This window comes from Streptomyces sp. NPDC001002 (assembly GCF_053599215.1).
In genome coordinates this window covers 1-12,191 of record NZ_JBSFLV010000013.1, presented here as the reverse complement: position 1 = coordinate 12,191, position 12,191 = coordinate 1, and the positions used below count along the sequence as shown (strand labels likewise).

At 71.0% G+C, this 12,191-nt stretch carries 10 protein-coding genes; 5 read left to right on the top strand and 5 right to left on the bottom strand.

What is annotated here, in order from left to right; all coding sequences use genetic code 11:
- Positions 1-54: 54 nt before the first annotated feature.
- The 5 genes from ACWDR3_RS09050 to ACWDR3_RS09030 form a co-directional block, all read right to left on the bottom strand.
- Entirely contained in the window at positions 55-1,203 is a 1,149-nt protein-coding gene (locus ACWDR3_RS09050) for a thiolase family protein (protein ID WP_450351795.1), read from the bottom strand.
- Positions 1,200-1,571, bottom strand: a complete 372-nt coding sequence (locus ACWDR3_RS09045) for a Zn-ribbon domain-containing OB-fold protein (protein WP_450351794.1) — start codon at positions 1,569-1,571, stop codon at positions 1,200-1,202. The genes ACWDR3_RS09050 and ACWDR3_RS09045 overlap by 4 nt, the downstream gene beginning before the upstream one ends.
- Positions 1,556-2,344 carry an enoyl-CoA hydratase/isomerase family protein gene (locus ACWDR3_RS09040; RefSeq protein ID WP_351492692.1) on the bottom strand — a complete coding sequence of 263 codons (789 nt, stop codon included), beginning with the start codon at positions 2,342-2,344 and terminating at the stop codon, positions 1,556-1,558. The genes ACWDR3_RS09045 and ACWDR3_RS09040 overlap by 16 nt, the downstream gene beginning before the upstream one ends.
- Before the next feature lie 104 nt (positions 2,345-2,448).
- Positions 2,449-3,582, bottom strand: a complete 1,134-nt coding sequence (locus tag ACWDR3_RS09035) for an acyl-CoA dehydrogenase family protein (protein ID WP_450351793.1) — start codon at positions 3,580-3,582, stop codon at positions 2,449-2,451.
- 10 nt (positions 3,583-3,592) lie between these two features.
- A complete protein-coding gene (locus ACWDR3_RS09030; protein ID WP_450351792.1) occupies positions 3,593-4,387 on the bottom strand; it encodes an SDR family NAD(P)-dependent oxidoreductase in 795 nt (264 codons plus the stop codon).
- A gap of 76 nt (positions 4,388-4,463) precedes the next feature.
- On the opposite strand from ACWDR3_RS09030, the gene ACWDR3_RS09025 reads away from it, so the two are divergent.
- The 5 genes from ACWDR3_RS09025 (at position 4,464) to ACWDR3_RS09005 (ending at position 11,897) form a co-directional block, all read left to right on the top strand.
- Positions 4,464-5,537 (top strand): NAD(P)-dependent alcohol dehydrogenase, encoded by a 1,074-nt coding sequence (locus tag ACWDR3_RS09025; protein WP_450351791.1) that lies wholly within the window; start codon positions 4,464-4,466, stop codon positions 5,535-5,537.
- A gap of 188 nt (positions 5,538-5,725) precedes the next feature.
- Entirely contained in the window at positions 5,726-7,084 is a 1,359-nt protein-coding gene (locus ACWDR3_RS09020; RefSeq protein ID WP_450351790.1) for an FAD-dependent oxidoreductase, read from the top strand.
- Positions 7,085-7,247: 163 nt separating this feature from the next.
- Positions 7,248-8,117 (top strand): branched-chain amino acid ABC transporter permease, encoded by an 870-nt coding sequence (locus ACWDR3_RS09015; protein ID WP_450351789.1) that lies wholly within the window; start codon positions 7,248-7,250, stop codon positions 8,115-8,117.
- Between the two features lie 12 nt (positions 8,118-8,129).
- On the top strand, positions 8,130-10,658 hold the full coding sequence (locus ACWDR3_RS09010; protein WP_450351788.1) for an ATP-binding cassette domain-containing protein: 2,529 nt from the start codon (positions 8,130-8,132) through the stop codon (positions 10,656-10,658).
- Positions 10,659-10,700: 42 nt separating this feature from the next.
- Complete coding sequence (locus tag ACWDR3_RS09005; RefSeq protein ID WP_450351787.1) at positions 10,701-11,897, top strand: ABC transporter substrate-binding protein; 1,197 nt, start codon at positions 10,701-10,703, stop codon at positions 11,895-11,897.
- Positions 11,898-12,191: the final 294 nt, after the last annotated feature.

Sequence of the window (12,191 nt, the reverse complement as noted above, 5' to 3'; positions counted from 1 at the left end):
GGCCCGTCAGTGGGTCAGCCGGTCAGTGGGTCAGCCCGTCAGTGGGTCAGCCGGTCAGCGGGTCAGTACCGTGCAGGCGCTCACGCCCGGCGCCCCGTACACATGGGTGAAGCCGGTCGACGGGTCGCCGAGTACCTGCCGTTCGCCCGCCCGGCCGCGCAACTGCTGTACGACCTCGTGGACTTGGCGCAGTCCGGAGGCACCGATCGGCTCACCGTTGGCGATGCACCCGCCGTCGGTGTTGACCGGCAGCGAGCCGTCGATCCCGGTCGCGCCGAAGGGGATGAGCGACTCCTGCTCGCCGTGTTCGCAGAACCCGCACTCGGCCAGGTGCATCACCTCGGCGCCGCTCTCGGTGTCCTGCAACTGGCACACGTCGATGTCACGCGGTCCCAACCCGGCCTGCTCGAAGGCGGCTTGAGCCGCGTCCGCGCTCACGCTCGTCGGCGACCCCGCCGGCGCCCAGGGGCTGAACACCTCGAAAGAGCCGAACCGCCGGGTCCGTACGACCGCCGCCCGCAGCGTGATCGCCGTCGCGTCGAGCTCGCGGGCCACTGCGCGGCTGCACAGGATCAGCGCGACCGCGCCCTGGCCGGGCGAGCAGAACATGTACCGGGTCAGCGGGTCGTTGACCATCCCGGACGCCAGGATCTCGTCCGCGTCGAGCGGCTTGCGACGCCAGGCGTGCGGGTTGAGCACCCCGTTGGCGTACGCCTTCTGCGCGACGAGCGCGAGGGTGCGGGGGCTGATGCCGTGGTCGTGCATGTACCGCTGGATCTTCATCGCGAAGAACTGCGTGGTCACCATCAACCCGTCGCGCCCGTAGGCCTCGTCGAGGCCCCAGTCGGCAGGCCGCGGGTCGAAGGCGCCGCGCGGATGCTTGTCGAATCCGACGGCGAGGGCGACATCCGCCGCGCCGGAGCGGATCGCGTTCACCGCCGACACCAGCGCGCTGCCGCCGGTCGCGCAACCGTTGCGCACATTGGTGAACGGCACTCCCGTCAGGCCGAGTTCGGCGACCAGCGTGTCGGCGTTGCCGGCCGCATCGCTGCCGCCGTACGCGGCCCGCACCCGGGACCACGGGAGTCCGGCGTCGGCCAGGGCGGCCCGCACGGCCTGCACCGCCAACTGCCGACCGCTCGCCTCCGTCCGGGCGAAGGAGGTGATCCCGGCGCCACAGACCAGCACGTCCTCGCCGCTCATACGGCGTCTCCCGCGGCCGTGGGCACGCCGTCGCCCGCCGTGATCGTCAACGGCATGCCGATCTCCGCGTCCTCGGGCTGGATGTCGAGCCTGGCCAACACCCTTACGCCTTCCGGCAGTTCCACGTATCCGACAGTGAAGGGCGCGAAGCCAGCGGAGGGCGGGGCGTACGGTGGCGACTTGGGCGCGTACCGCTGCACGGTCCAGGTCCACAGCGTGCCCGTGCCGGAGAGGGCGACCGGCTCGGCCGGTCCCCCGCAGCGCGGGCACGTCGGGTCGGCGGGGTAGACGGCCACCGAGCAGTCGGCGCACCGGGAGCCACGCAGTCGGCTCCCGGTCCCGGGCGCTGTGCTCAGCGGCCCTTCCACTGCGGCTCCCGCTTCTCCAGGAAGGCCGCCACGCCCTCCGCCGCGTCCTCGGAGTTGAGCATCACGCCGACCGCGAGGTGCTCCATGACCATCAGCGACTGGATGTCGGCGTCGAGGCTGCGGTCGATGGTCATCTTGGTGATCCACATGGTGAACGGGCTCTTGTCGACGAGCTGGTCGGCGAACTCCTCGACGGTGGCGTCGAGTTTGTCCGCAGGGGCCGAGGAGTTGATGAGACCGAACTCGGCGGCCTCGACCCCGGTGAGCAGCTTGCCGGTGAGCATGAGCTCCTTGGTCTTGCGCACGCCGATCATGCGTGGCACCCGGTAGATCGGGCCGGCGCCGCCGAACAGGGCGCGCCGGATGTGGAAGTCCCCGATCAGGGCGTCGTCCGCGGCGATCGCGAAGTCGCAGGAGATCATCAACTCGAAGCCGCCCGCGGTGACATGGCCTTCGAGGACGGCGATCGACGGGGTCTTCATCGAGTACAGCCGGTCGCAGACCTTGGCCGACAGCACGGCGACGTCGATCGCGTTGGACCTGCCGACGAAGTCGGCCTTGAGGCTGTCCAGGTCGAACCCGGAGCAGAAGGTGTTGCCGCGCCCGCGCAGCACCAGCACGCGCAGCTCGGGGTCCGCGTCGACCTCGGTGATGATCTCGTCCAGCCGGTTCAGAATCGGCACGGTCACGCAGTTCTTCTTGTGCGGGCGGTTCAGCCAGACCCGCGCAACCTGCCCGTCCCGTTCGAACTGGATCTCGTCTTCGACTGCCATGAGCTCCTCCAACTGAACTGAATTGAGTTCGATTCTGTGGGCGAGTAGATGCCCCTGTCAATGGATCGGGAGGCAAGTGACCGCCGCGGACACCCCGCGAGCGATCAGCCGGTACGCCCGGTGAGGCCGAGCAGACGCGCCAACCGCAACCGGTGGTCGTCGGCCGTGCCGAACAGCGCCTCGTCGGCCCGCGCCCGGCGCAGCCAGAGGTGGGCCGGATGCTCCCAGGTGAAGCCGATCCCGCCGTGGAGCTGGACGTACTCGGCGGTGGCGAGGCGGTACGCGGTGGTGCAGGCGACCGCCGCGGCGCTCGCCGCCACGGGCAGTTCCGGCGCCCCCGCGGCCAGGCAGGCGCTCGCGTATGCCGACGCCGACCGGGCTCCCTCGACCTCGACGAGGAGGTCGGCCAGTCGGTGCTTGATCGCCTGGAACGACCCGATGGCTCGACCGAACTGAGTTCGTTCCGTCACGTACTCCAGTACGGCGTCCAGGGCGTGCGAGCTGCCACCGACGTGCTCGGCGGCCAGCGCTACACGACCGGCGTCGAGGACGGCCTCGACAATCACGGGTGCCTGTCCGGGCTCACCGAGCGGTTCGGCGGGCGCTCCCCGGAAGCGGACGAGGGCCTGGCGGCGGGTGGCGTCGAGCACGCGTCGAGCCGTGCGGTCACAGGTCGCGGCGTCCGGCTCACAGACGAACAGCCGCTCCCCGTCCGGCGTTTGGGCCGCAACAACCAGGAGGTCGGCACCCTCTCCGTCGGGTACGAAATCGGCCTCACCTCTCAACACCCAGCCGCCGGGGGCCTCTTCGGCCACCACATCGGCCGGATGCAGGAAGCCCGCGACCGTGGCCGTGCGCGCACCGGCCGCAATACCCGGCAGCCATCGGGTACAGGCTCGCCGGTCGCCGCTGGCCAACAGGGCCTGTCCGGCGAGGACGACGGTGGGCAACAGCGGTGCGGGGCACAGCACACGGCCGGTCTCCTCCAGCGCCACGGCGAGTTCGGCGAAGGTGTAGCCGGCACCGCCGTACTCCTCGGGTATCGCGAGTCCGTGCACGCCGATCTCGCCGGCGAGGCGGTCCCACAGCGCCCGGTCGTGTCCACGCGCGCTCTCCGCCTGTCTGCGGACTTCGGCGGGCCCGCAGGTCGCGGCCAGCAACTCCCTCAGCACCTCGCGGAGTTGACGTCGTTCGTCGCTCTCCAGCAACAGCGTGGGATCGGCATCGAGCCGGAACATGCAAGCCTCCCTAGACGGTGAAGCGCCCGCCGTTGGCGAGGAGGACCGCGCCGACGAGGTTCGCGGCCTCGTCGCTCGCCAGGAACAGGGCGATGTCGGCGATCTCCTCCGGCGTGGCGTACGGGCGCACTCGCGGATCAGCGAAGCCCCGACGCAGAGCAGCGGGGGTCCGGGCGGCCATACCGGTGTCGGTCGGGCCCGGCGCCACGATGTTGACGCGAATCCCGAACGCGATCGCCTCCTTGGCGACGGACTGGCTCAGCGCGTGCGCGCCGGCCTTGGAGGCCGCGTAGTGCGGATAACCGACTTGGGTGTCGAAGACCGAAGAGGAACCGACGGTGACGACAGTTCCGGAGCGCCGCGGTGCCATGATCCGCAGGGCGGCGCGCAGGACATGGAAGGTGCCGTCCAGGTTGACCCGCATCACGCGCCGCCACGCCTCGTCGCCGAGCCGCGTCGTCACGTCCGGCGGCCGGTCCGCGACCAGGGTTTCCGCGATCCACTCCTTGGCCGTGGGGTCGTCGACTCCGGCCGCGTGCACGACGGTGTCGAGCCGCCCGTGGAGTCGTACGACCTCGTCGAACGCCCGGTCCACCTGGGCGGGTTCGGCCACGTCGACCGTCAGCGGGTGCGCTCGCAGCAGCTCCTTCGCCACCGCCTCGGCCGCAGGGCCGTCGACGTCCGCGACGAAGACCTCGGCCCCCTGCGCGGCGAGCCGCCGGGCGACCGCCGCGCCGATGCCGGATCCAGCGCCGGTGACGAGCGCGACCCGCCCACCGAAGCGCTCCCCGTGCTCACTGCCCATCCATGGCCACCACCTCACGCCCATGTACCGAATTGACCGTTACTGAACTGACTTCATTTTTGTTACTGTCCCACGTATGTCAACAGGCAGGACGAGAGCGCTGAGACTGACCCGACACGGTGGCCCACCGGTCCTCACGGAGGTGCCGCGCCCCTCACCAGGTGCCGAAGAGGTCCTGATCCAGGTGGAGGCGGCCGGCCTGTGCCGTTCGGATCTCCATGTCATCGACGCCGGGCCGGGCGATCTCCCGTACCGAATTCCGTTCACCCTCGGGCACGAGGTCGCGGGCCGGGTGCTGGAGCGCGGTCCGCGGGCCGTGGGTCCGGCGGTCGGCGAGCGCGTGGTCGTGTACGGCCCTTGGGGGTGCGGGAGTTGCGCGCGCTGCGCGGTCGGGGCGGAGAACTACTGCGACCGGCGCGCGGCCCTGGACGCCGACCACGTCGGAACGGGAGCCGGGCTCGGGCGCGACGGAGGGATGGCCGACCTGATGCTCGTACCGTCGGGTCGGCTGCTGGTCCCGGTGGGTGGCCTGGTCCCCGCCGAGGCGGCACCCCTGACGGACGCCGGGCTCACCGCGTACCACGCCGTGCACACCGTCCGCCGCGCGCTCGGCGACGCCCCGGGCGCGAGCGTGGTCGTGCTCGGCATCGGCGGACTGGGACATCTGGCCGTCCAGATCCTGCGGGCCAAGACCTCCGCGCGCGTGCTGGCCGTGGACGTACGGGAAGAGGCGTTGACGCTGGCCGACGAGAGCGGCGCGCACTTCGGCACGCTCCTGCGGCCCGACACCGCGACGGTCCTCCGTGACCGGACGGGCGGGGTCGGGGCGGTGGCCGTGCTCGACTTCGTAGGCAGCCGTTCCACTCTGGGTCTCGCGGTGGACGTGCTGCGGGCGGGCGGCGAGCTGGCCGTCGTGGGCAGCGGCGGCGGGGAGCTCGCGGTCCGCAAACCCGGCGCACTCCCTCCCGGCACGCGGGTCTCGCTGCCCTTCTGGGGGACCCTGCCCGAACTGGAAGCGGTCATCGCGCTGGCCCGCGAGGGCGCCCTGCGGGTCGAAGTCGAGCCGTTCGCGCTGTCGAGCGCGCCGGAGGCGATCGCGAAGCTGCGGTCCGGTGAGGTGCGGGGGCGTGCGGTGCTGATCCCCGACTGATCCCCGACCAGTCCTCGACTGGTCTCCGGCCGATCTCCGGCTGATCCTCAACCGGTCCCCGACCGGTCCCGGCACATCCGGCCGAAACCCACACCGCTCCACCCCGCGTCGTCCGCTCTCTCGACTCCAGAAGTGAGTTCAATTAGCGTCATGTTTCAGTCAGCGACGCGAAGGCGGTGGGACCCGCTATGGGTACGGAGACAGTGGATCTGTTGGTGATCGGCGGCGGAATGGCCGGCCTCTCGGCCGCCGCCCGGGTGGCCGCCGAGGGTGGCTCGGTGGTGCTGGTGGAGAAGGCGGAACGCACCGGCGGCTCCGCCCGCTTCGCCGGTTTCATCTGGACGACCCCGACGGTCGAGGAGATGCGCCGGGTCAATCCGGACGGCGACCCGGAGCTGGCCGCCGCTCTGGTGGACGGGTTCGCGGACGGCGTGGCGTGGGTCCGGTCGCTCGGCGTGGAGTGCCGACCGCAGGTGCCCGTGCTCGGCTTCGGCCGCGGGCACCAGGTCGACACCAACCACTACCTCGACACCTGCGAGCGACTGATCCGCGACCGGGGCCAGGAGGTGCTGACCGGCTGCTGGACCCAGTCCCTCGTGACGGAGAACGGGGTGGTCAAGGGGGCGGACGTCCTGCTGCCGGACGGATCTCCGCGCCGGATCGAGGCGACCTGGACACTGCTCGCGACGGGCGGTTTCCAGGGGGATCCGCGCCTGCGCGCCGAGCACGTCCACCCCCAGGCCGCGGACATCGAACTGCGGGCCAACCCGCACAGCCGGGGCGACGGTCTGACGCTCGGGTGGGCCGCGGGCGCCGCGTTCGGCAGGAAGGACGCGGGGTTCTACGGGCACCTGATGCCGGCGGGCGTCTCGCTGGCCGACCCCGCGCGCTTCGTCGACCTGGCGCTCTACTACAGCGAGCACGCCCTGCTGTTCGACACGACGGGCGAGCGGTTCGTCGACGAGACGGTCGGCGACCATCTCACTGCCATGGCGCTGCTCGAACGGCCGCAGGCGCGCGGCCTGTTGGTCGCCGACGCGCGGGTGCACCGCGAGTGGATCAGCGCCTCGTACGTGGAGGGCATCCCCGGCGTGGACAAGTTCCAGCTGTGCCATCGCGCGGGCGCTCGGAGCGCGGTGGCGGACAGCCTGGACGACTTCGCGTCGATGCCCGAGGAGTGGGGCTATCCGGGGGCCACGATCCGGGACCGTATCGAGGAGTTCAACGCAACTACGAGCGCGAGCGGTTCACCGGTGCCCGGGCGGACGCTCGACCAACTGCCGCTCGATGAACCGCCGTTCTACGTGATCGAGGCGGCCCCGGCGATCACGTTCACCTTCGGCGGGCTGCTCATCGACGCCGGGGCGCACGCCCTGTCCGCGGACTCGGACGGCGGGGGCCCGGTGCCCGGCCTGCTCTCGGCCGGGGCGGACGCCGGCGGCCTGTACCGGCGCGCCTACGCCGGTGGCCTCGCCCCGGCGCTGGTCTTCGGGCTGACGGCGGCACGGACCGCGCTCACCGAGTCACCGACGGTCGCCGCGCACTGAACCGGAGTCGGGCGCTCGGCACAAATCCCGTGCACGAGGCTTGCCCGTCCGGCTCCTGACTGCCTAGCGTACTGAATTGAGTTCACTTTAACTTTGCGGTTCGTGAGGTGATCATGCTTCTTGCCCAAGTGGCGCGAACGCGCTCTTCCCCTAAGGAGGGACTGTGAGCCAGTTCCTGCTTGTCCTGGTCAGCGGAGTGGCCAGTGGAGCCGTCTACGGCCTCATGGGTCTGGGGCTGGTCATCATCTACCGGGCCACGGACGTCGTGAACTTCGCGATGGCCTCGCTCGCCACCCTGGGCCTGTACGTGGCGGTCTCGCTCCACGACCGCGGGGTCGCGACGGTGCTCGGCATCCTCGCGGCCGTCGCCATCACCGTGGCATCGGGACTGCTGGTGCGCGAGACGGTGATCCGGCCCCTGGGGCAGGGGCAGTTGTTCTCCGCCCTGGTCGTGACGATGGGCGTGTCCCTGATCGCGGAGAGCGCGGCCGGATCGATCTGGGGCGACCAGCCGAAGGCCTTCCCCAGCCTGGTCGACGGGTCGGTGCACTGGTCGGGCGCCGCGGTGCCGGTCCAGAGCCTGGTGACGATCGCCGTCGCCGCCGTGGCAATGGCGCTGGTCGGCTATCTCTTCGCCCGCACCACGCTCGGCTCGGCGATGCGCGCCGTGGCCGAGTCGGCGGACACCGCCCGAGTGCTCGGGCTCAGCGCCCAACGCCTGGCCCGGATCTCCTGGGCGCTCGGCCTCGGCCTCGCCGCCCTCGCCGCCTGTCTGTACGCGCCACGGTCGGGCCTGGTGCCCACCGCACTGGTCGCACCGCTCTTCCGGGCCTTCGCCGGAATCTTCCTGGGCGGTCTGACCAGCATGTACGGCGCTGTCCTGGGCGGTCTGACCATCGGCGTCCTGGACAACCTGGCGGCCAACTACGTCTCCGCCAGCTTCCGGGACACGTTCGTTTTCTCCTTCACCGTGCTGGTGCTGCTGATCCGCCCCCAGGGCATGTTCGGCACCCGCACCTTCCAACGGGTCTGAGGGGTCGTCTCCATGGTCTTCAACCGTTCCCTCCTGGCGAAGGCCGCCCTGGGCCCGGCCGCCGGCGCGGTGCTCATGGCGTTCATGGCGGGCGGCGCGATCCCCGCGTACCAGATGTACTCGGTGGGGCTCGCGGCCGTGTACACGATCGTGGTGCTGTCGGTCGGTCTGCTCGCCGGCTGGTCCGGCATCTGGTCGGTGGGTCACCCCGCGTTCTTCGCCATCGGCGCCTACTTCGCCGCGTACGGCAGCGGCCACGACTGGTCGCTGGAGGCGGTGATCCTCGGCGCGGTGGCCACCGGTGCCGCGCTGGGCGCCTTCCTCGGATACGCCGGAGCCAGGTTCTCGGTGCTCTACATCGCCCTGCTGACGCTCGCGTTCACCACGGTGACACTGGAGTTGATCAACCGCTGGAGCAGCGTGACCGGCGGCGACCAGGGCGTGCCGGTGGTCCAACTGCGCAGCGCCCTGGGCCTCGGTACCCTCGCGGGCGGCGGCTCGGACGCCCAGTACCTCGCGGTCGGAGCCGCCTCCGTGGTGCTCGCGCTGGCCGTGCCGGCCGCCGCCTCAGGGCTGCGGATGCGGCTGGTGGCCGCCAAGTCCCATCCCCTGGCGGCCCGTACGCTCGGCATCGCCCCGGAGGCGCAGTCCTCGCTGTCGTTCGCGGTGAGCGGGGCATGTACGTGCTTCGCGGGCGTACTGCTCGGACTGCTCACCGGGTTCGTGAGCCCGGAACCCTTCTCGCTGACGTTCGGCATCTCGCTGATCGCGGCCTGCGTGCTGGGCGGAGTCGGGACCATCGTGGGAGCCGTGGCCGGCGGGATCTACCTCACCTGGAACCCGTCGCTCTCGTCCGCCGTCGGACTCCCCCAACCGGTGGTGCAGGGGCTGGTGTTGATCGCGGTGCTCCTCTTCCTCCCCGGCGGGGTCGTGCCGTTCCTCGCCAAGCCCGCTCGCGGGCTCCTGCGGCGCGTGCTGCGCCGGCCTGGCACCGAACGCCCTTCGCCACAGGGCACGTTGGTGGAGCCGGCGCCGCTCCAGCTCCCGTCCGAAACGGCGAGCGAGGGTCCCGTACTGCTGCGTCTGGAGCATGTGTCGGTCTCGTACGGCGGGCTCAAAGCGCTGGAGGACGCCTCGCTGCCGCTGCGGCAGGACGAGATCCTGGCCGTCATCGGGCCCAACGGGGCAGGAAAGACAACCCTGTTGAACGCGCTGTCGGGGCTGACCGGCAACGGCCGGGTGAACGGGATCGCCGAGTTCGACGGGCGGCCGCTGTTCAAGGCGCGGGCGACCGCGCGGCGCCGGCTGGGCATCGGCCGTACCTTCCAGCACGCGGAGGTCTTCTCCGAACTCACCGTCGCGGAGGACGTGTTGTGCACCCGTCGCCGGATCACGGCTCGGGACCGGGCCGAGGTCACGCGGCTGCTGCACTCCGTAGGTCTGGCGGACGTGGCCGACCGGCGCCCCGGGGAGCTGCCGTTCGGTCTGCAGAAGCGGCTCGACCTGGCCCGCGCGATGGCCGAGGAGCCGAAACTGCTGATCCTCGACGAGCCGTTCGGCGGCCTCGACTCGGGTGAACGGGCCCTGCTGGCACGGCACATCAGGAGACTGCACGCGGGTGGCACGGCCGTGGTGGTCATCGACCACGTCCTCGACGACCTCTTCTCCGTCGCCCACCGGGTGCTGGCGTTCGACTTCGGCCGCACGATCGGCGAGGGCACGCCGGACACCGTGTTGCAGGACCCCAAAGTGCGGTCGTCGTACCTGGGCACGGTCGACGGCAGGACCCGGCCGCCGGAGCGGGTGGGCGAGCGGAGCATGATCCGGCTGCGCGGGGTCGGTCACAGCTACGGCGGTGTGGTCGCCCTGCGGGACGTCGAACTCGACGTCCGCCAGGGGGTGGTGCTGGGTATCGCGGGTGCCAATGGGGCGGGCAAGAGCACGCTGGCCGGCATCCTGCACGGCTCGCTGCGGCCCGCCCACGGTGACCGGGAGACCGGCGGGACCGTCCGGACCAGCCTGGCGCCCGAGGGACGGGCCCTGTTCAAGACGCTGTCCCTGCGCGAGAACCTCGAAGTCGCCGCGTACGCGGCGGGTATCGGCGGCTCGGCACTTCGCGAGCGGATGGACGAGACCGTCCAATGGCTGCCGGCGCGCCTGCGCGACCGGATGTCCGCGTCGGCCGGCGGACTGTCCGGCGGCGAGCAGCAGATGCTCGCCATCGCCCGCGCTCTGATCGTCGCCCCTGACGTCCTGATCGTCGACGAACCGGCGTTGGGCCTCGCCCCCGCCCTGGTCGACGAGGTGTACGACCGGCTCGCCCGGCTGGCCCACGACGGGCTGACGGTCGTCCTGCTCGAACAACTGCTCAGCCGCGCCCTGTCCGTCTGCCACGAGGTGGCCGTACTGCACGAGGGCGCCGTCGCGGCCCACGGGCGGCCGGGCGACCCGGAGTTCGCGGCCCTGGCGGAATCGGCGTACTTCAGCGGCGGCCTCGAAGCCGCCCCGCCCGCGGCGGCCACCGCCCGGACCCCCAGGTGAACTGAAATCCCGTAGTGAACGAGGTGGACCGTGTTCCGGACAATGAGTAGATTCCGCCGCGCCGCGGGAACGACGGCCGTGCTGGCCGTCGTGGCGCTGACCGCCAACGCGTGTGCGGGGCAGGACTCCGCGAGAGGCGGCGGCAACTCGTCGGAGATCCATATCGGCGCGTGGCTCCCCCTCACCGGTGCCACCGCCTCGTACGGCGTGCCCGAAAAGGCGGGCGCCGACGCGTACTTCAAGATGGTCAACGCCCAAGGGGGCATCAACGGCCGCAAGATCAAGTGGACCGTCAAGGACAACGCGGCCGATCCGCAGCAGACAGTGCAGATCGCCCGTGAACTCGTCGGGCAGGACAAGGTCGTGGCCATCGTCAACGCGAACGGCACCTCTCAGGCGGAGGCGGCCTTCCCGTTCGTCCTCAACCAGTCCAAGGTCCCGATCCTCAACGAGGTGGGCGGCAGCGAGTCCTGGTACGACCCGCCGCGGGCAGGCCTGTTCGGCACCCAGACGCTCTACGAGGACCAGGCCGCGGCGATCGCCGCGTGGGCGGTGCAGGACGGCGCGAAGAAGATCCTCGTCGTGCACAGTGACCCGGCCGCGTTCGTGAACGTGGCCAAGCAGGTGGAGCCCGTCGCGAAGAAGGTGGACCCCTCGGTCGAGGTGGACCGGCTGCCGGTCAAGTACCAGACCACGGACTACACCCCGGTCATCAGCAAGGTGAAGGCCGCGAAGACGCAGGCGGTGATCCTGATCCTCACCTCCCCCGAGGCGGCCGCCTTCCTCAAGGAGGCCAAGCTCCAGGGCCTTTCCTTGCCGACCTACGCCTACGCGCCGGTGGCCGCCGAGTCGACGCTCTCGCTGGCCAAGGACGCCGCCGAGGGCCTCAAGGCCGTACAGCTGGTGAAGGCCCCCTCGGACACGGACCCTTCGGTGAAGGAGTTCCGCACCGCGATGGCCAAGTACGAGCCCGGCCAGGACGCCGGCTTCCTCGCCCTGTGGGGCTGGAGCAACGCGAAGGTGTTCGCCGAAATCGCCAAGACGGTCAAGGGACCGGTCACCTCCCAGGCGATCACCGCTGCGTACCAGAAGGCTTCGTCAGTGGACCCGGGCGTCTCACCGGTGATGAAGTTCGGCCCGGACAACCACCTCGGGACGCGCAGCGTGCAACGCGTGGAGGTGAAGAACGGGGTCTGGACTTCCGTGGGCGACTTCTACACGCCTCCGACGCGAGACTGAACGACCCCAGCGGGAGCTGATCGTCTCAACGTTCGCAGCGCGAGCCGATCGCCGGCTCGCGCTGCGGGCGGCTCAGGCCAGGTGCTGGCGGACGAGCGCCTTGCGCGGACGGGACTTCGACCTATCGGCCCACGGCAGGTCGACGGCTCCCGTTCGCGCTCCGGCCTTGCCCCCACCCCTCTCCCCCACCTAGCCTGATTTTGTGCCGCTAATAAACAAAACCCGATCGCACAACGCCGTGCCGGGCAGCCGCAGCGAGCTCAGTCGACTCCGCATCGCCCTCACCGTCTTCTT